Origin of the sequence: Nocardia rhamnosiphila NBRC 108938, from assembly GCF_000720425.1 — a bacterium.
In the GTDB taxonomy this organism is placed as follows: domain Bacteria; phylum Actinomycetota; class Actinomycetes; order Mycobacteriales; family Mycobacteriaceae; genus Nocardia; species Nocardia rhamnosiphila.
The window spans coordinates 1,219,113-1,238,575 of sequence record NZ_JOAJ01000001.1; the positions used below are offsets into that span (position 1 = coordinate 1,219,113).

Consider the following 19,463-nt stretch of genomic DNA (forward strand, 5'->3'; position numbering starts at 1 on the left):
GCGGTATTCAGCGGGACCGTGAGCCGGCGGTGACGGGCAGGGCGGTCAGGCCGTGCAGCGCCAGTCCCTTCCGCGGCACCGCCGGCCCCGCCTGCGTCAGCCCCGGGAACGCACGCAGCAACGCGGGGAAAGCGAGCTGGGCTTCCAGCCGGGCCAGCGGCGCCCCCAGGCAGTAGTGCACGCCGCCGCCGAACGACAGCGGCGGTTCGCCCTCCCGGTCCAGGCGCAGGACGTCCGGTTCGGCGAAGACCTCGGGATCCCGATTGGCCGCGCCCAGCAGCAGGACGACGCGTTGTCCGGCGGGCAGTGTCAGACCACCGCTGTGCAGTTCCTCCGGCGCGGTGCGGGAGGTGAGCAGCTGCACCGGTGAGTCGTAACGCAGCAGCTCCTCGGTCGCCGAACCGGCCAGCTCGGGGTTCTCCCGTAGCAATGCCGCCTGGTCCGGGTGTTCGAGCAGCGCGACCAGGCCGTTGGCGAGCAACCCGGTGGTGGTCTCGAATCCCGCGGCGAACAGCAGGGCCGCCATGGTGATCAGTTCGTCGTCGTCCAAACGCGCGCCGTCGGCGGCCGGGACGACCAGGGCCGACAGTAGGTCGTCGCGCGGTTCCCCGCGCCGCCGCGCGGCCAGGTCGCGCAGATAGTCGCTGATCTCGGCGGCCGCGTCGTCGGCTCTGGCGACGCCCGGGCCGTCCAGTAGGTCGAGCACCCCCGCCCAGTCCCGCACCAGCGGCTGGAACCGGAGCCGGTCCGCTTCGGGCACCCCGAGCAGCTCACCGATTACCGTGACCGGCAAGGGGAACGCGAAAGCGTCGACGAAATCCACCGGGTCCGGCCCGGCCAGATCGCCGAGCAGCCGGTCGACGGTGCGGGCGATCGCCCGGCGCAACCCGGCCACTCGCCGCGCGGTGAAAGCGCCCGAGACCAGCCTGCGCAGCCGGGTGTGATCGGGTGGATTGCGCACCAGCATGCTGGTGAACATCAGGCGCAGGCCCGGATGTTCGCGCCAGTCGGCGAACCCGGCGGCGGCGAGTCCGTGTTCCGGTCGCTTCAGCAGCCGATGGTCGCGCGCCAGGGTGGCGGCGAGCCGGTAACCGCTGACCACGAGCGTCCCGTCCGGAGTGTGGGCGGCGGGACCGAGTTCGCGGAGCTCCCGGTACAGCGGATAGGGGTCGGCCTGCCCGGCCGGTGTGGTGAGCGCGGACATCAGTCCGCCCACTGTGTTTGCGATCTTCGTCGTCATGGTCACCCCCGGTTGGTGGTGTCTCGGAGCGTCCACGACGAGCCTACCCCCGGCCGCGCACCCTACACCTCGGTGACGGCCGAATCCGCCACGGGCTCAATCGCATACGGCACCGTTGGAGGCCGAGCCCACCAGTCGCGAATACTTGGCGAGCACGCCGCGGGTGTAGCGGGGCGGCAGCGGAGCCCAGCCCTCACCACGGCCGGTGAGGGTCGCCGAATCCACGAGCAGGTCCAGGGTGCCCGCGCCGACGTCGAGCCGGATACGGTCCCCGTCCCGGACGAATGCGATCGGGCCACCGTCGACCGCCTCCGGGGCCACATGGCCCACACACAGACCGGTCGTACCGCCGGAGAACCGTCCGTCGGTCAGCAACAGGACATCCTTGCCGAGTCCGGCGCCTTTGATCGCCGCCGTAATGGCCAGCATCTCCCGCATCCCGGGGCCGCCCTTGGGCCCCTCATAGCGGATGACCACCACATCGCCGGCCGAGATGGTCCCGTCTTCCAGGGCGTCCATCGCGGCCCGCTCCCGGTCGAAAACCCGTGCGGTGCCCTCGAAGACATCGGATTCGAAACCGGCCGATTTCACCACGGCGCCGCCGGGCGCGAGCGAACCGCGCAGGATGGTGATACCACCGGTCGGGTGGATGGGCGCCGACAGCGCGCGCACCACTTTGCCGTCCGGATCGGGCGGCGCGATATCGGCCAGGTTCTCGGCCACCGTCCGGCCCGTGACGGTGAGGCAGTCACCGTGCAGAAGTCCGGCATCCAGTAGCGCTTTCATCAGCACGGGCACACCGCCCACCCGGTCGATATCGGTCATCACGTGCCGGCCGAACGGTTTCACATCGGCCAGATGCGGGACGCGCCGGCCGACCCGGGCGAAATCGTCGAGGCTCAGTGCCACGCCGGCCTCGTGCGCGATCGCCAGCAGATGCAGTACGGCATTGGTGGATCCGCCGAACGCCATCACCACCGCGATGGCGTTCTCGAATGCCTCCTGCGTCAGGATGTCGGAGGTCGTGATACCGCGCCGGATCAGTTCGATCACGGCCTGCCCGCTGCGCCGGGCATAGCCGTCCCGCCGGCGGTCGGTGGCCGGCGGCGCCGCGCTGCCGGGCAGCGACATCCCCAGCGCTTCGGCCGCGCTGGCCATCGTATTCGCCGTGTACATTCCACCGCAGGCGCCCTCACCGGGGCAGATGGCCCGCTCGATCGCGTCCACATCGGCCCGGCTCATGAGGCCGCGCGAACAGGCGCCCACCGCCTCGAAGGCGTCGATGATGGTCACCTCGCGTTCGCTGCCGTCGGACAGTTTCGCGATACCGGGCAGGATGGAACCGGCATAGAGGAATACGCTGGCCAGGTTCAGCCGGGCCGCGGCCATGAGCATGCCGGGCAGCGATTTGTCGCAGCCCGCGAGCAGCACCGACCCGTCGAGCCGTTCGGCCTGCATCACGGTTTCCACACTGTCGGCGATCACCTCGCGCGAGACCAGGGAGAAGTGCATTCCCTCGTGCCCCATCGAGATACCGTCGGAGACCGAGATGGTGCCGAACTGCATCGGGAAACCACCGGCGGCGAATACGCCGTCCTTACATCCGCCGGCCAGCCGGTCGAGCGACAGATTGCACGGCGTGATCTCGTTCCACGAGGAGGCCACGCCGATCTGGGCCTTACCCCAGTCGTCGTCGCCCATACCGACCGCGCGCAGCATGCCGCGGGCCGCGGTCTTCTCCAGCCCGTCGGTGACATCGCGGCTGCGCGGTTTCATATCGGGAGTATTCGGTTCGGAAGCCACGAGGCCATCATCCTCCTACGGACCCGGAACACCGCCGGACCACGCCCGGCGACCGCACCTCTTCCCCGCGGAGGCGGGGCGGTCGGCACACCGCCGCACCCGGGCTCACCCACGGTGAGGGTGGAACCGCGCGGCGCGACCTCGTGCCCGCCCCGCCGCCCTCACCGCTCACCGGTCTCCATGCTCGCCCCGGGCGCATTGATCAGTTCGCCGAGTTCGTCGAGCAGTTCGATCATCCGGCGGCGCCGATCCGGCGACAGGTGGGGCAGTTCGCTACCGAGCGCGAGGTCGATCGGCGCCCGCCCCCGGGCCCGGAAAACATCCTCCACGACCCCTGGTTCGACGGTGACCAGCACGCGCCGGCCGTCGCCGGGGTCCGGCGCCGTGGTCAGGAGGCGCTGATCACGGAACCTGGCGACGATCCGCGATACCAGGCTCTGCGCAATGGCGGTCCGCTCGGTGATATCGCGGATCGAGGACCCGGGGTGCAGCGCGACGTCCTCGAGGACGGCGTATTCGCTCGGTGGTATCCGGCGCCGGCCGGTATTGCCCGTCGCGACGAACGCGATCGCGCGCAGACGCCGGGCGACCAGGTGCAGGCTGGCAGCATCCATCACGGCAATATACATCGCTAGTTATATAAATTATGATCCATCACTATGCATGGAATCCCGCGCCTGCTCTCCGAGATCGGTCACGGCCTCGACACCCACGTCGGCCTGCCCCGCCTGCGCCGGTCACCCGATCTGTCCGCCGTCGCGGCCGGGCGGACCGTGCTGATCACAGGAGCCTCCTCGGGCATCGGCCGCGCCGCGGCCGTCCGGATCGGCGCGGCGGGGGCACGGGTCGCCCTGGTCGCCCGCCGGAAGGAGGAGCTCGAAGAGGTGGCCGCGGAGATCCGCGCCGCCGGCGGAACGGCCGGCGTCCACCCCTGCGACCTGAACGATTTCGCGGCGCTCGACGCCGCGGTCGCCACGGTGCTGGCCGAATACGGGGGCGTGGACATCCTGATCAACAATGCGGGCCGGTCCATCCGGCGCCGGCTCGACGAATCCTATGACCGGTTCCATGATTTCGAGCGCACCATGCGGCTGAACTATTTCGCCGCCCTACGGCTGATGCTCGCGGTACTGCCGGGTATGCGCGAACGCCGGGCAGGACATATCGTGAACATCCTGTCGGTGGCGAACCTCTTCGGCGGCCCGGGCTACAGCGCCTATGTCGCGTCGAAGGCGGCGCTGGATTCGCTCACCGCCGACCTGCACGCCGAAACGCTGCTCGACGGAATTCATTTCAGCTCGGTGTACATGCCGCTGGTGCGCACCCCGATGATCGCGCCCAATGCGCGCTACCGCGACACCGCGGCGCTGACTCCCGAGCAGGGCGCGCAGATCGTCTGCCGCACACTCACCGATCGGCCGCGGCACGTCGGACCGCTCCTCGGCCGGATGGCCGCCCTCGTCGATATCGCCTTCCCGGATCGTTCGATGGCGGGGCGGAGCGCACGATTCGCGCGCGGCATGTGACCCGTCCCGGCCCGGTATCGCATACGGACCGGGCCTCCCGGGCCGTGAATTCTTCCGGGAACTCCGAGCCCGCACGGCTACCGTGGTCCGGTGCGCAGTCCCGAACTCCCCGCCCGGGTCATCTTCCTCAACGGAATATCGAGCTCCGGTAAGACGACGCTGGCCCGGGCCATCCAGGACGAGAGCGATACGCCGTTCGTGTACTGGGGAATCGACACTCTCTTCGCGTTGGTTCCGCCGAACTGGGGTGGCGGCCGGGACGGCCCGCGCAGCCGCGACGGCTTCTGGTACGACCGGACGGGCCACGACGCGGAGGGCCGGCCGACGGTGGTCATCCGCTACGGCGGCGTCGGACGCCGGATGTTGCGCTCGGCGTGTGCCGCGGCCGCCGCGTTCGCCCACGGCGGCGATCATCTCGTCGTCGACGAGATGTTGCTGACCCCGGATCTGCTATCCATGTGGCTCGACGCCCTGTCCGGCCTGGAGGTCCAACTGGTCCGGGTCACCTGCCCGCCGGCTGTCGCCGACCGGCGGGAACTGGCTCGCGGCCACCCGGCCGGGTTGGCGCGGGGCCACCTGCCGACCGTCCACGCGCACGGTCACCCCTACGACACGGTGGTGGACACCACCACCGGGACCCCCGCCGAACTGGCCCGGGCCGTATTACGCCGGGAGCGGACCGTCCTCGGGTGACGCCGAACCTCGAGTCGCCGGCGGGCGGCCGGCAGCGAGGACCGGGGTGAGGAGATCCGCTATCTCGCGCGCGTGCTCGTCGAGGTAGAAATGGCCGCCCGGGAACAGCCGGACCGCGAAGTCACCGCTCGTGTGATCACGCCACCGCGCCAGTTGCTCCGGGGTCGTGGTCGGATCGGAGCGTCCGAGCAGGGCGACGATATCGCAGCGCAACCGCTCGCCTTCCTGGTACCGGTATGTTTCGACCGCTCGGTAGTCGTTGCGCACCGCGGGCAGCACCATTTCGGCGAGTGCGGGCTCGTCGCGCAGGATCGTGACCGTGGCCGGGTCGTTCGCGAGTCGCTCGAGCTCGCCGATCAGGTCGGCGTCGGCCCCGCGGTGCAGCGTGCCCCGATCGGCGAATGCCGGATCCGGGCGCCCGGAGACGAACAGCGCGGCAACCGTCCGCCCGCGCGCCTCGAGCCGTCGAGCCGTTTCGAACGCGACAGTGGCCCCCATGCTGTGGCCGAACAGCACCGGACTTCCGGGAACCCGGGAATCGGTGGCCGCGACGATATGGTCGGCGAGATCGGTGATCGAGGACACGAATTCCTCACCGATCCGGTTCTGGCGTCCCGGATACTGCACCGCGTAGACCGACGGGCCGGGCCCGAAGCTCGCTGCGAGGCCTCGGTAGCTCGTGGCCGAACCGCCGCCGGGCGGGAAGCAGACCAATGCCGGATATCCGGCGCGGCCCGGCTTCAGTTCGCGCAGCCAGAGCTCCTGCTCGCCACCATTCGGCACTGATCTCTTCCTCCCGCTCGCCACCGACGCCCGCGGACCTCATCGATCCGGTCCGGTATCGAGCGTCCCACAGAGGTGGGGAATGCGAGTACAGGCGGCGCGCGGGAGCCGCGGCGAGCCGGACGCCCGCTCCATCCGTACCCGGCGGCAGCGGTTCGGTACCGCGGCGGCGGTCCGACCTACTTCGGCTCGATGAGCTGAATCTCCAGTTCGATCTTGACCGCGTCGCTCAGCATCCCGGGCAGCGGTCCCCCGACACCGAACTCCGTGCGCTTGATGGTGCCGGTCGCGGAGAAACCGGCGTGCCGTTCACCGCCGGGACCGAAGTCCCCGATTCCGCCCCATTCGACGTCCAGTGTGATCGGCCGGGTGACTCCGCCCAGCGTGGCCTCACCTGTGACGGTGAACGATTCGGCGATACGGACCGGTTCGACGGCCCGGAAGGTGAGGGTCGGGCGATTGGCGACATCGAGGAAATCGGCGGTGCGTATATGGGCGTCCCGGTCGGGGTTGCCGGTGTCGAACGAGTCGAGATGAACGGTCGCGCCGAGGCTTGCGGCGCCGGACTCGTCCACGACGAACTCGGTCTCGAAGCGGGTGAAGCCGCCACGCACTTTGGCGATACCGAGATGCCGCACAGTGAAGGCGACGGAGGAGTGCGCGCTGTCGAGTGCCCAGGCGCCGGGACGCAGGGTGGTACTGGTGGTTTCCGGTGGTGTGGTCATGCCATCGACCATCGCCGGACCGGAGTCCGGTTACCAGACCCCCGTTATCCTGGACCTGACAAGGCGCGGCTGCGCGGGCCGGAACAGGGCACGATGGTCCTATGACCCGAAGCGCATTCGCGGAGTTCCTGGTCAGACGCCGCGCCGAACTTCGACCCAGCGATATCGGGCTGCCCACGGGCGGGCGCCGGCGCACCCCGGGGCTGCGGCGCGAAGAGGTGGCCGTCCGGGCGGGCGTCAGTGCCGACTATCTGGCCCGGCTCGAACAGGGCCGGGACACCAATCCCTCGATAGCGGTGGTGGAAGCGCTGGCCACCGCCCTGCTGCTCGACGAGCGGGAGCGCAGCACCTTCGGCTGGCTCGCATTGACCAGCAGCAACGAATCGCGCTGCCCGGAGTCCACCGACGCACAGGACCAGGTACCCGAGACGATCGAGGCAGTGCTGCGCGCCCTGGCGCCCACCGCCGCATTCGTCCTGGGCAGGCGCCTGAATGTGCTGAGCTGAAACGCGGCCTGGGAGGATTTCGTCACACCGCTGGGTCTGCTGGACGACCGGGACACGGTGAATCTCGCCCGCTACGTCTACGGGCATCCGATGGCACGGAAAACCCTGCGAAACTGGGCCGCGGCCGCCGATACCTTCGCCGAGACCCTGCGCCGCGCGAGTCTGCGCTGGCCCGGCGACGCCGGCCTGCGGGAGACCATCGACACCCTGCACCGGATTCCCGAGTTCGCGGCACGCTGGCGTCCGCAGGGCCCAGGTCACCCGGTCACGCCGACCCTGCGTTTCGACCACCCGCAGCTGGGTGCGGTCGACGTACCGTTCGAGACGCTGGAGAGCGGCCAGGAGCAGAGCGTGGTGGTCTGGCTCGTGGCGCGCGCTCCCGCCTCCGGTCAGACGCTGCGCCTGGTGCCACCGCGGGCCGCCGGGCAGTAGCGCGCGGGGCGAGCGCATCCGGACGGCGCGGCAGCCGGCCAGGCGAGGTGTGCGATAGCCGCGGTACGTTCCCGATGCGGCAGGTTCGGCCTTCGCCGGGCGGCTCGCTCCCCGGGGAATGCGCCATGGAACCCCACCATGTCCTCGGCGGGGCACGACACGACATCACACGGGTGTGATGCGGGGCTCTAATTCGGTGGTGGTCCCCGGAAGACGTCGGCAGATGAGGCCGATGATGGAAGAAACGATTCCAGTCCCTTCCACCATCAATCTATAGCGCACCCGGGGCCTTGCGGCAAGGCCCGGGTGATACCGCAGAATCGTCCGGTCGGAAGCCGGGGAGCGCACCCGGCCGCCGCGACCACGCAGCGATCGTCGAACGAAGTGAGGGCATATGGCGGACCGGGGATACGAAGACGAGCTGCAATCCGAGCGGGCCTACGTGGACGAGCTCTACGCCCGGCTCGATGCCGAACGCACCCGGGCGAAGGGGAGATACCACGCGGCACTGCGGGGGAACGGCACCACGCTGCTGGAACGTGATGCCGAGGTACGGGCGCTGGCCAGAGAGGTGAAGCGACTGGACGTGGCGGACAACACATTGTGTTTCGGCCGCTTGGACTCGGTGGCGGGCGAGGCCTCCTATATCGGGCGGATCGGCCTGTACGACGAAGCGGACGAGTACGAACCCCTGCTGCTGGATTGGCGGGCGCCGGCCGCGCGCCCCTTCTACGTCGCGACCGCCGCCAGCCCGGAGAACATGCGGCGGCGCCGCCAGTTCCATTCCCGCGGGCGCCGGCTGGTCGAGTTCACCGACGAGGTGCTGGGGCGCCCCGAGGGCGACGCGCGCGGGGATGCCGCCCTGCTCGCGGCGGTCGCCGCGCCGCGTGGCGAGGGGATGCGCGATATCGTCGCCACGATCCAGGCCGAACAGGACGAGATCATCCGGCTGGACCATCCCGGTGTGCTGGTGATCGAGGGCGGTCCCGGTACCGGGAAAACCGTGGTCGCGCTGCACCGTGTCGCGTATCTCCTCTATACCCGGCGGGAGCAGATCCAGCGCCACGGTGTGCTGGTCGTCGGGCCCAATCCGGCCTTCCTGAACCACATCGGCCGGGTGCTGCCCTCGCTCGGCGAATCCGATGTGGTCTTCATGACCACCGGTGACTTCGTGCCGGGCCTGCGGGTCACGGCCGAAGACGCGCCGGAGGCGGCGCGGGTCAAGGGGTCGCTGCGAATGCTGGACGTACTCGCCGCGGCGATCGCGGATCGGCAGCGGCTACCGGAACAACCGCTGCCCATCGAACTGGCGGATGTGACCGTGCGCATCGATGCCGGAACCGCCGAATGGGCCCGGGAGGAGGCGCGGGCGAGCGAACTGCCGCACAACGAGGCCCGGACGGTGTTCCGCGAGATCATCACCTATGTGCTCACCGAACGGGCGATCGGCCGGATCGGCCGGGGATGGCTGACCCGCGACGACAAAGCGGCATGGGAGGACATGCGGAAGGACCTTGTCGCCGAACTCGCGGACAACTCCGCGTTCACCGGGGCACTGGACGTGCTCTGGCCGGTCCTCACCCCGCAGGACCTGCTGGCGTCGCTGTACTCGTCCCCCGAGCGGTTGCGCGCGGCGGGCGCCGACCCGGCCCTGTTCCGCGCCGCGGGCGCGGCCTGGACCGTCTCGGACGTGCCGCTGCTCGACGAGCTGGCCGACCTGCTGGGTGGGAGCGATCCGGACGAGCGAGCCGCCGACCGGACACGCCGGGCCGAGGCGGAATACGCCGCCGGAGTACTGGACATCATGATCGACCGCACCGACATGATGGACGACGAGGACCACCTGTTCGCGCAGGACCTCCTCTACGCCGAGGACCTGGCGGATCGCTTCCTCGAACGGGATACCCGCGAACTCGTCGAACGCGCGGCCGCCGACCGGAACTGGACCTTCCGGCACGTGGTCGTCGACGAGGCCCAGGAACTGTCCGAGATGGATTGGCGGGTACTGATGCGACGCTGCCCGGGCCGGTCCTTCACCATCGTCGGCGATCTCGCGCAACGCCGGTCGGCGGCGGGTGCGCGGTCGTGGGACGCGGTATTGCGGCCGTATGTACCGGGCCGGTGGGTGTACCGGTCGCTGACGGTGAACTACCGCACCCCGGCGGAGATCATGATCGTCGCCGCCGCGGTGCTGGCCGAGTTCGCGCCCGGGATCGAGCCACCCGAGTCGGTGCGCGCCTGCGGTGTCCGGCCGTGGTCCAGGCAGGTGACCGCGGACGAATTGCCGGACGCCGTGGCCGAGTTCGTCGAAACCGAAGCGGGCCGCGAGGGCACCAGCGTGGTGATCGGCCCACCGGATGTACCGGGCGCGGTCGCGGCGTCGGAGACCAAGGGCCTCGAGTTCGACGCCGTCCTGGTCGTGGAGCCGGAACGGATTCTCGCCGACGGACCGCGCGGCGCGGCCGAACTGTACGTGGCCCTCACCCGGGCCACCCAGCGACTCGGTGTCCTGCACCGGCAGCCGCTGCCGGCGGCACTGCACGGGCTCACCGACACCGGGACACCGATCCCGGCCGGGGGACGGCCGAACGGGCGGTGACCACCGGGCGGGCCCCGGTTCCTACCGCTTGTTCAGCTGGCCGGCATCGACGGGCACGACCGTACCGGTGACATAGCGGGCCTCGTCGGAGACCAGCCAGGCGATGGCATGGGAGACATCGAGCGGTTCCACCAGATCGACGGGCATCGCATTGGACAGTGCCCGTGCCAGTTCCGGGGCGTGCTCCATGATGGCCTGGAGATTGCCGTCCCCGGCCATCGGTGTACGGACGGCGGTCGGGGCGACACTGTTGACCCGGATATTGTGCGGCGCCAGGAAATTCGCCCACGACCGCATCAATCCGATGACCCCGTGCTTGGCCGCGGTGTAACCGAGGAAGCCCGCGGTCGGGATACCGACACCCATCAGGCCACCCGTGGAGCTGGTCAGCACGATGGACCCGCCCCGCCCGTGGGCGAGCATGGACGGGATCGCGACGCGTCCGGTGTTCCACACACCTTTCAGATTGACGCCGACGACCTCGTCCCATTCCTGGTCCTCCGAGGCCACTGCCCCGCCCGCGCCGATCCCGGCATTGGCCAGCACGATATCGACCGGGCCCAGTTCGGCGGTGCCCTCGTCGAAGGCCTGCTGCAGCGCGGTCACCTCGCGGACGTCGGCCTGCCGGGCGACGACGCGCCGGCCCAGTTTCTCCACTTCCTGGACGGTCCGGTCGAGTTCTTCCACCGTGCCCATCGGATACTGCACCGACCCGAGCTGGTCGCAGATGTCCACCGCGATCACATCGGCGCCTTCCTGTGCCAGCCGGATCGCGTGGCTGCGGCCCTGGCCGCGGGCCGCGCCGGTGATGAAAGCGACTTTGCCGTCGAGCTTTCCCATCTCTTCTCCTCGGGTCGTCGGGGACGTGGTGCGGACAGGAGCCGTCAGCCCACGGTGATCGGCAGGGTTTCCCAGCCGCGGACGGTCGAGGTGGAGGACAGCGCGGCCGCGTCCCGATCGACCTCCCAGCGTGGAAAGCGCCGCAGGAACTCCTCGAGCGCCACTTTCGCTTCGAGCCTGGCCAGCGACGCGCCCAGACAGTAATGGGTGCCGAAACCGAAGGTCCGCAGATTGGCCATCCGGCGATGGATATCGAAGCGGTCGGGATCGGCCCAGCGATCCTCGTCCCGGTTCGCCGAAGCGACCAGCAGCATCATCGCGCTCCCCGCGGGCACGGTGGTGCCGTAGCAGTCGACGTCGGTGGTGACGTAGCGGGCGATGGCGTGGCCGGTCGGTTCGAACCGCAGCGTTTCCTCGATGGCGTTCGGAATCAACCGTGGGTCGGCGACCAGTTCGGCGCGCTGATCGGGATGGTGGGCGAGCACCGAACCCAGCCAACCGATCAGCCGGGCGGTGGTCTCGTTACCGGCTCCGGCCACGACGGACACATAGGTCAGGATCTCCTGCCGGGTCAGGGTCCGGCGCACGCCCCGGGTGTCCTCGAATTCGGCGTGCAGCAGTTCGGTCATCAGATCGTCGGACGGATGTTCGGCACGCCAGTCGATGTACTCCGCGAAGTGGTCCGCGTTCGGAATCGCCCGCTCGGAGACCCGCATCTGCTGCCCGGGCTCGGTTCGCAGATTCGCGTCCGCCCGATCACGGACCGCCTGCTGGTCCTGTTCCGGGATACCGAGCAGCATCCCGATGACCCGCATCGGCACCTCGTTCGCGAACTCCGCCATGAGGTCGAAGCGGCCGGCACCGGCGAGCCGGTCGAGCGCGCGGTGGCACAGTGCGCGGATCTGCGGTTCCAGGGCCAGGACCCGCCGCGGGGTGAACACCCGCGCCAGCAGCCCGCGGTGGATGTCGTGCGCCGGCGGATCTTCCATCAGCAGGGTGCCCGGCGGGATCTCGACCCCGGCTTTGATGATCTCCAGGATCGGGCCGCGCGACGACGAGAAGGACTTCCAGTCCAGCAGCGCCCGGTCGATATCGTCGTAGCGGACGAGGGCGTAGAAGTCGTGCCGCTCGTTGTAGTAGAGCGGCGCTTGCGCGCGTAGCCGTCGGTAGATCGGATACGGGTCGTGGGCGATCGCGCGGTCGAAAGGGTCCCAGTAGACGGACTCGTCCTCACCCACGGCGATCTCCTTCGAGCTGTGGTGCCGCGGCGGCACAGGCCGCGGCACCGATTCGACGACAATAACGTTACCTATTACGGAAACATTGCATGCCGGAAAACAATAATGTGATTCTCGCGTCACACGCCGATCGACCACGACTCCCCCGGCCCGCCCGCGATCTATGCTCGTTCCACCCCTCGGCCTGCCCTTTCTCCGAGATGCAGGCAGTCCGCACCCGCGGCACAGGACCACCGGCACACCGAGGAAACACCGGCTGTGCCGGACTTCTCGACATTCCGGGCAACGACAGGACCACCTCGTGTACAGGAGGTTTCGGTATGAGCGAGTCCATCGCAGGAGTTGTGATACCCGACAGCCGGATGGTGGCCGAGGCCACCGATCTGGTGCGCGACAGCGCCTCGCCGCTACTGTTCCACCACTCCCGGCGGGTGTACCTGTTCGGGATGCTGTGGGGCCGGCGGCGCGGCCTGGATCCCGACCCCGAACTGCTCTACATCGGCGCGCTCTTCCACGATCTGGGGTTGACCGACGCCTATCGCACCACCCATCAGCGATTCGAAGTCGACGGCGCCGACGAAGCGCGCCGTTTCCTCACCGCCCACGGCGTGGACACCGCGGCGGCTCAGCAGGTCTGGACGGCCATCGCCCTGCACACCACCCCCGGTATCCCCGAACATATGGAACCCGAGATCGCGCTGGTGAACGCCGGTGTCGCCACCGATGTCCTCGGTATCGGCTACCACGACCTGGACCCCGGTGATATCCGCGCGGTCGTCGCGGCTCATCCGCGACCAGATTTCAAGAGGCAGATCCTGGCCGCCTTCGCCCATGGTTTCGCCGATCGACCCGACACCACGTTCGGCACCATCAATGCCGATGTGCTCGCCCGTTTCCAGCCGGGCTTCACCCGCACCGATTTCGTGGACGCCATCGAGGCGGGCCCCTGGCCCGAATAGGCGCCACGACGCTCATTCGCGGGCAGGGGCGTCGTAGACCAGGCTGTAGCGCCAGAACAGGCGGCGCCTGATCCGCGCACCGGGTAGTTCGGCGGCGACGGCGGCACGGATCTCGGCCAGCGTCTCCCGCGGATCGGCGACCGGTGCCGACATATGCGGGGGCAGCGCCTCGGCGGGCGCGGGGTGCCGGATCATGCCCATAACGGGATTGGCCACCACGGCAGGTAGGGCGGCGATCCCGTCGACGAGGCACGCCGCGCGGAAGCAGCCGACGATCACCAACCGCCCGCCCGGGGCGACACTCTCCCGCAACTCTCGCAGGGCGGCTACCAGCGGAAGGTGGTGCAGCACCGCCACCAAAGTGATCGCACCCCAGCGCCGCCCCGGCTCCCGCTCGGCGAAGCCGGCCCGGACCACCCGCACCGCCGGGTCGCCGGCGAACCGCCGCGCCGCGATCCCGGCGGTCGCGGCATCGGGTTCCAGCGCGGTGACCGTCAGACCGCGATCCCGCAGCAGAGCGGCGAGATTACCGGTACCGCAGCCGATATCGAGAACCTCACGGGCTCCCGACGCGACCACCCGGCCGGCGACCCAGCGGCCGTAGTAATCGTTGTGGTTCCACGGATGACGCCGGTTGAACCGGTCGAGTCGCGACAAGAGCATCCCCGCATTGTGCCCGCCGCCCACGCGAGACCGTCTCTCCCCGCAGCGGGCCCGGGCGGCGCTCGAATCCTTCCAGTGCGCCCTCCGAACCGGCGACACCCGTGGACCGCTCGACGTCCCCTCCCCGAGGTCGTCCTCGTGAGCGACGGCGGCGGTATCGAACAGGCCGCGCGACGACCATTCGTCGCTGATCGGTTACGCCGGTCCTGACCGGTGGTCTCGCGCGGACCGTCGCCGCGGTCACCCTGCGTCCCATCCTGCTCAACGGTGGCCCGGCGCCGGTACCCGACCGAACGACCGGATCCAACGCCCCGCCCGGATCCGCCGGACACCGGAAATCGCCGTCCTCGCTGTTCACACGGTCGCGAAAAATTACCCACCTGAGCGCGGGCTGAGAATCAAGCGCCCGATTCCTCCGGTTACGAATGCGTCACGATACGATCGCGCCCCGTGACGGACACCATGGTGTGGGCGGACGAGGCGCCCACGGGCGAGCAACCACCACCACCGGGGCCGGCCAACGGTAGATGGGCGAAGTGGATCGCCCTGGTCGCCGGTCTGTTGGCGACGGTGCTCGCCGTCGCGGTACCGCTGCTCCCGGTACATGTGGACAAGACGACTTTCGCCTGGCCGCAGCAGGGATCGACCCGCAGTATCACCGCGCCTCTGGTGTCCTATGCGCCGCTCACCTTCGATGTCACCGTTCCCGGCGCGGCACTCGACCAGTTGGCCGAGACCGGTGGGCTCGTCGCGGCGACCATGCCCGCGGATGCGCCCGACCTCGAGAAGTACGGATTCGTCGCCCGGGTACAGCCCGCGCAGGACGGGCGGCCGGCCCGCCTCGAAGTGGTACTGCGCAGTCAGTCGATATTCAGTGTGCCGCTCGAGCAACTCCGTGACGCCACGCTCACGGTCCGTTCCGACAGCGCCGCAACCACAGCCGAGCTCACCGGCACCGATACCGAACCGCTCTTCCTGGCCGGCGACTTCCGGCCGCAGGTGGTCGGGGTGTTCAGCGATCTGACCAGCTCGGCCGGTGCCGGTGTCGAGGTGGAGGTCGACAGCCGGTTCTCGGTCACACCGACGTTCATCAAGCGCGCCGCGACCGTACTGGCGGTGGTGCTGGCGGCGGTCGCCCTGGTCGCACTGCTACGGCTCGACCGGTCCGACGGGCGCCGGATCCGGCGCCTCCTACCGCAACGCTGGCGCACTTTCACCGGTATCGACGCGGGTGTTCTCGCGACCCTGCTGCTGTGGCATTTCATCGGTTCCACCACCTCCGACGACGGCTACCAATTCGGTATGGCCCGCACCTCGCTGGTCTCCGGCTATATGGCCAACTACTTCCGGTTCTTCGGGGTGCCGGAGAACCCGGTCGGTACGCCGCCCTATGACGTGATCGCGCAGCTGACCGAGATCAGTATCGCCAGCCCGTGGGTCCGCCTGCCCACCCTGCTGGCCGGGGTGCTCGCGTGGCTCACCCTGAGCCGTGAGGTGATACCGCGGCTCGGCGCCGGGCTGCGCCGCGACCGCATTGTGGTCGGCACCGGTGCGCTGGGTTTCCTCGCCATCTGGCTGCCCTACAACAACGGGCTGCGACCGGAACCGGTGATCGCGGTCGCCGTCCTGCTCACCTGGGTTCTGGTCGAGCACGCCATCGCCGGCAGGCGCCTGCTCCCGTATGCGATCGCGATCCTGATCGCGGCATTCAGTCTCACCGCGGCGCCGTCGGGGGTGATCTGTTTCGCGCCGCTGGCGGCCGGTGCGCGCTCGGTGGTCCGGTTCGGTATCCAGCGGGCCCGCGCTGTGGCAGCGGCCACCGCACGTCGTGGCGCGGAGATCGGGTGGTCCGCGCGGATTTCCGCCTACGGAGCACTACTGGCCCCGCTGGCCGCGGCCGGAACCCTGGTGCTGGTCTTCGCCTTCGGTGTCCAACCGCTGTCGGCGATGTTCGAGATGACCCGGGTACACAACGCGGTCGGCCCGTCGGTGCCCTGGTTCGACGACTACCAGGCCTATCAGCGGCTGTTCACCGCCACCGCCGACGGTTCGATCGGACGCCGTTTCGGGGTCGTCGCAATGTGGCTCGGGCTGCTGGTGTGCGCCTTCGTACTGTTGCGCAAGGGCGGGCGCATTCCCTTCGTCACCTCGGGCCCGGCGAAACGCCTGCTCGGAATCACCTTCGGGGCGATGCTGCTGATGGCGACCGTGCCCACGAAGTTCACCCACCACAACGGTGTCTTCGCCGGGCTGGCCGGCGCCGTCGCCGTGGTCACCGCGGTGGCGGTGGGTCCGAAGGTGATGCGGGCGCCGCGGTACCGCGCGCTGTTCGCCGCCATCGTGGCGGTGGCGCTGGCACAGATCTTCACCGGCGTCAACAAATGGTTCTACGCCTCCGGCCACGGTATTCCGTGGTGGGATACGGCTCCGGCGATCGGCGGTGTCGGGATGAGCGAGATCTTCCTGACCGTGGCGGTGCTGTGCCTGGCACTCGCCGGATGGTGGCATCTACGGGCGCCGGAACCGGGTACCCCGCACCGGGTTTCGCCGCGGGCCTGGCGGCTGGTGAAGATTCCGCCGCTGACGGTGGCGGCGGCCGTGATCGTGATCTTCCAGGTGGGTTCGTTCGCCACCGCCGCGGCCACCCAGTATCCGGCGTTCTCCCTGGCGCGCTCGAATGTCGATGCCGTACTGGGGAAGCCGTGCGGACTGGCCAACGATGTCCTGGTCGAATCCGACCCGAACACCTCGATGCTCCCGCCGCTGACCGGTGACGCCGCCACGACGTTCGCGGCGGATGCCGCCGGCTTCGTTCCCGGTGGGGTCGCCGACGTCACGTCCGACGACGATCAGCCCGCGGACGACAACAGCCTCGCCGATGCCCTGAGCGATACCTCCGACGGCACCTCGGTCACCCAGACCGGCGGGGCGCCACTGCCGTTCGGCCTGTCGAACACCACCCCCGTACTCGGTACCGCCGGTCAGCAGGAATCGGCCGAACTGACCACCGGCTGGTACCGGCTGCCCGACCCGGCCGACCGGGCCGGGATCATGGCCATCACCGCGGCGGGCCGGTTCCGGGCGATCACCCAGGACGGCGAGGTCATGCCGGGACAACCCGTCGATATCGAGTACGGGGTCACGGATCCGGCGTCCGGGGCCCGTTCGCTCGGGCAGGTGATGCCCATCGATATCGGCCCGACGCCGTCGTGGCGCAATCTACGCGTTCCGCTCGACGAGATTCCGGACCGGGCCGATGTGGTCCGGATCGTCGCCGAGGACAGAACGCTCGATCCCGAGCAGTGGATCGCATTGACCCCGCCGCGGATTCCGCAGACGCGCACGCTCCACGAGGTGATCGGCTCCGACCAGCCGGTGCTGCTCGACTGGGCGGTAGGCCTGCAGTTCCCGTGCCAGCGCCCGTTCGATCACAAGGACGGCATCGCCCAGGCGCCCGGCTGGCGCATCCTGCCCGACCGTCCCGCCGCGAACACCACCAACCTCTGGCAACGCCACGACGGTGGCGGGCCGCTGGGCTGGAGCCGCCAATTGCTGCGCTCCCAGACCTTGGCCACCTATCTGAAGGACGACTGGAATCATGATTGGGGGCAGCTGCAGCGGCTGATGCCTGTGGACACCTCGGCCCGCCCGGCCGCGCCGAGCGTCGCCCGGGAAGAACATTCCGGGCTGTGGAGTCCCGGCCCCATCAACGTCACCTGGTAAACGGAGTCGCCGGACCTGCGCGCGGGTCCGGCGCCGACTCCCGATATTTCGGCGACGCTCCGCCGCGGTGATCCGGAAGAATACGCGACACAACAAGACTGGAACGCGCGCGTTCACGAATTCGCGCGACGATCCCTGATACTTGTCGCGTGCAGATTCCGAGATCAGATCGAAATCTATTGGTGCGCGCCTTCGGCGCCGTACTCCTCGGCAGTATTGCCGTGGTATCCGTGATCGGCGCGAGCCCGGCCGTGGCCGCGCCCATCTACCCCCTACCCGACCCTGATCCGTTTTATGCGGCGCCGGACGATATCTCCGGTAAATCGCCCGGGGAGGTGCTGGAAACCCGAAAGATGGCCCCGCTGCCCATGTTCCCGGGGTCCACGGTGACCCTGGTGAAATTCCGCTCGGCCGATTCGACCGGCCGACCGATCGCGGCGACCACCACCGTGCTCACGCCGCAGGGGCGCGCTCCCGGGGGACCGTTGCTGTCCTATCAGCACATCATCAACGGGCTCGGCACCCGCTGTGCCGTCTCCCGGGTGCTCTACAGTCCCGACCCCACCCTCCAGGTCCGCGAGGCCGCGGCATTGAACGCGGTGCTGGTCCGCGGCTGGAGTGTGGCGCTGCCCGACCATCTCGGTCCGACGTCCGCCTATGGTGCGGCCAGGCTGGGCGGCCAGATCACCTTGGACGGCATCCGTGCGGTCCGCGCGGCCGGCCTGGGCCTGCGCGACAGCCGCGTCGCCATGGCCGGTTACTCCGGCGGCGGCATGGCCACCGCCTGGGCGGCCGCGCTCGCCCCGGACTATGCGCCCGAACTGGATATCGCGGGTGCGGCGATCGGCGGTGTGCCGATGAATCTGGTGCGCATGATCGAAGCCGTGAACACCGGCCCACATCCGGCCTTCGGCCTCGTGATGGCGGCCGGAATCGGCCTCGAACGCGAATATCCGAACCGTTTCCCGATCAGCGAGTCGATGAACACGCGAGGACTGCTGACCCGTAACACGCTCGCGAACGGATGCGTCAACGAAATACTGGCCACCGGGGCCGGACGCAGTGTCGCCGAATTCGCCAGCAGTATGTCGTTGGTGGACAGCCCGGACGCCCGCGCGGTGCTCGAGGAGAACAGCCTCGAATTATTCGACGGCGTACCCGATATGCCCGTTTTCGAATGGCATTCGGCCACCGATCCGTTGATTCCGGTGGATTCCATCGTCCGCACGAACCAGCGTTACTGCGCGGCCGGTGTACCACTGCAAGCCGAACTCACCGTATCGCCGGAACATCTGTCCGCGGCGGTCCTCGGCCTGCCCGCCGTAATGACATGGCTCGAGGGCCGTTTCCGCGGCGACCCGGCACCGTCGAACTGCTGAACTATGTCCCTGCCCCGGCCCCGGTGGGCCGGGGCCTGTTCGGCGCCCCGCGGCCCGCCGGACCCTGCCGATTCAGCGAACGGTGGCCGGCCCCTGATCGGCGGTGACCGCCTCACGCAAACTGCTGGGCCGCATATCCGTCCAGTTCCGCTCGATGTAGTCGAGACAGGCGGCCCGGCCGGCGTCACCGAAGACGATCCGCCAACCGTGCGGCACCTCGGCGAAGGCCGGCCACAGGGAATGCTGGTTCTCGTCGTTGACCAGTACGAGGAAGCGGCTGTCCGCGTCGTCGAACGGGTTCGTGCTCATATCATCTCTCCCGGATCGTCGTTGTCGTTCTGTCGCCCACCGAGT

Annotated in this window: 16 protein-coding genes and 1 pseudogene; 8 read left to right on the forward strand and 9 right to left on the reverse strand. The window is 69.3% G+C overall.

The window, feature by feature from the left end; genetic code table 11:
* Window positions 1-7: 7 nt before the first annotated feature.
* The 3 genes from IG75_RS0105485 to IG75_RS0105495 all read right to left on the reverse strand — a co-directional run bounded on the left by IG75_RS0105485 (window position 8) and on the right by IG75_RS0105495 (window position 3,657).
* Window positions 8-1,240, reverse strand: coding sequence for a cytochrome P450 (locus IG75_RS0105485; RefSeq protein ID WP_081876638.1), 1,233 nt, complete (start codon window positions 1,238-1,240; stop codon window positions 8-10).
* A gap of 96 nt (window positions 1,241-1,336) precedes the next feature.
* Window positions 1,337-3,016: a dihydroxy-acid dehydratase gene (ilvD, locus tag IG75_RS0105490; RefSeq protein ID WP_051714242.1), complete on the reverse strand. Its 1,680-nt coding sequence runs from the start codon at window positions 3,014-3,016 to the stop codon at window positions 1,337-1,339.
* 188 nt (window positions 3,017-3,204) lie between these two features.
* Complete coding sequence (locus IG75_RS0105495) at window positions 3,205-3,657, reverse strand: MarR family transcriptional regulator (RefSeq protein ID WP_051714243.1); 453 nt, start codon at window positions 3,655-3,657, stop codon at window positions 3,205-3,207.
* Window positions 3,658-3,702: 45 nt separating this feature from the next.
* Between IG75_RS0105495 and IG75_RS0105500 the strand changes: the two genes are divergently transcribed.
* Window positions 3,703-4,569 (forward strand): SDR family NAD(P)-dependent oxidoreductase, encoded by an 867-nt coding sequence (locus IG75_RS0105500; RefSeq protein WP_051714245.1) that lies wholly within the window; start codon window positions 3,703-3,705, stop codon window positions 4,567-4,569.
* A 90-nt stretch (window positions 4,570-4,659) separates the two neighbouring features.
* Window positions 4,660-5,262, forward strand: a complete 603-nt coding sequence (locus IG75_RS0105505) for a phosphotransferase-like protein (protein ID WP_030520061.1) — start codon at window positions 4,660-4,662, stop codon at window positions 5,260-5,262.
* Here IG75_RS0105505 and IG75_RS0105510 read toward each other — a convergent pair.
* Window positions 5,233-6,045, reverse strand: coding sequence for a thioesterase II family protein (locus IG75_RS0105510; RefSeq protein ID WP_081876640.1), 813 nt, complete (start codon window positions 6,043-6,045; stop codon window positions 5,233-5,235). The genes IG75_RS0105505 and IG75_RS0105510 overlap by 30 nt on opposite strands.
* A gap of 179 nt (window positions 6,046-6,224) precedes the next feature.
* Window positions 6,225-6,770: a YceI family protein gene (locus IG75_RS0105515; RefSeq protein ID WP_030520063.1), complete on the reverse strand. Its 546-nt coding sequence runs from the start codon at window positions 6,768-6,770 to the stop codon at window positions 6,225-6,227.
* 101 nt (window positions 6,771-6,871) lie between these two features.
* Here IG75_RS0105515 and IG75_RS40120 point away from each other — a divergent pair, with 101 nt between their 5' ends.
* From IG75_RS40120 to helR, 3 genes and pseudogenes are all read left to right on the forward strand, one after another.
* Window positions 6,872-7,276: a helix-turn-helix domain-containing protein gene (locus tag IG75_RS40120; RefSeq protein WP_245713076.1), complete on the forward strand. Its 405-nt coding sequence runs from the start codon at window positions 6,872-6,874 to the stop codon at window positions 7,274-7,276.
* Between the two features lie 12 nt (window positions 7,277-7,288).
* A pseudogene (locus tag IG75_RS40125) lies at window positions 7,289-7,708 on the forward strand (MmyB family transcriptional regulator); the annotation flags it as partial.
* A 394-nt stretch (window positions 7,709-8,102) separates the two neighbouring features.
* Window positions 8,103-10,307, forward strand: a complete 2,205-nt coding sequence (helR, locus tag IG75_RS0105525) for an RNA polymerase recycling motor ATPase HelR (protein ID WP_030520064.1) — start codon at window positions 8,103-8,105, stop codon at window positions 10,305-10,307.
* Between the two features lie 21 nt (window positions 10,308-10,328).
* Here helR and IG75_RS0105530 read toward each other — a convergent pair whose 3' ends face one another.
* Both IG75_RS0105530 and IG75_RS0105535 read right to left on the reverse strand, forming a co-directional pair.
* The gene (locus IG75_RS0105530) at window positions 10,329-11,147 is read right to left on the reverse strand and encodes a mycofactocin-coupled SDR family oxidoreductase (RefSeq protein WP_030520065.1); all 819 of its coding nucleotides are present in this window, start codon (window positions 11,145-11,147) and stop codon (window positions 10,329-10,331) included.
* A gap of 44 nt (window positions 11,148-11,191) precedes the next feature.
* A complete protein-coding gene (locus IG75_RS0105535; protein ID WP_210436779.1) occupies window positions 11,192-12,391 on the reverse strand; it encodes a cytochrome P450 in 1,200 nt (399 codons plus the stop codon).
* A gap of 314 nt (window positions 12,392-12,705) precedes the next feature.
* Between IG75_RS0105535 and IG75_RS0105540 the strand changes: the two genes are divergently transcribed.
* A complete protein-coding gene (locus tag IG75_RS0105540; protein WP_030520067.1) occupies window positions 12,706-13,344 on the forward strand; it encodes an HD domain-containing protein in 639 nt (212 codons plus the stop codon).
* Between the two features lie 12 nt (window positions 13,345-13,356).
* Here IG75_RS0105540 and IG75_RS0105545 read toward each other — a convergent pair whose 3' ends face one another.
* Window positions 13,357-14,007 (reverse strand): class I SAM-dependent methyltransferase, encoded by a 651-nt coding sequence (locus IG75_RS0105545; RefSeq protein ID WP_030520068.1) that lies wholly within the window; start codon window positions 14,005-14,007, stop codon window positions 13,357-13,359.
* Between the two features lie 462 nt (window positions 14,008-14,469).
* Between IG75_RS0105545 and IG75_RS0105550 the strand changes: the two genes are divergently transcribed.
* Window positions 14,470-17,730 carry an arabinosyltransferase domain-containing protein gene (locus IG75_RS0105550; RefSeq protein ID WP_030520069.1) on the forward strand — a complete coding sequence of 1,087 codons (3,261 nt, stop codon included), beginning with the start codon at window positions 14,470-14,472 and terminating at the stop codon, window positions 17,728-17,730.
* Window positions 17,731-17,909: 179 nt separating this feature from the next.
* A complete protein-coding gene (locus IG75_RS0105555; protein ID WP_425594449.1) occupies window positions 17,910-19,109 on the forward strand; it encodes a lipase family protein in 1,200 nt (399 codons plus the stop codon).
* Window positions 19,110-19,181: 72 nt separating this feature from the next.
* Here the strand turns inward: IG75_RS0105555 and IG75_RS0105560 are convergent, their stop codons facing one another.
* Window positions 19,182-19,418 (reverse strand): MbtH family protein, encoded by a 237-nt coding sequence (locus tag IG75_RS0105560; RefSeq protein ID WP_030520071.1) that lies wholly within the window; start codon window positions 19,416-19,418, stop codon window positions 19,182-19,184.
* Window positions 19,419-19,463 lie beyond the last annotated feature (45 nt).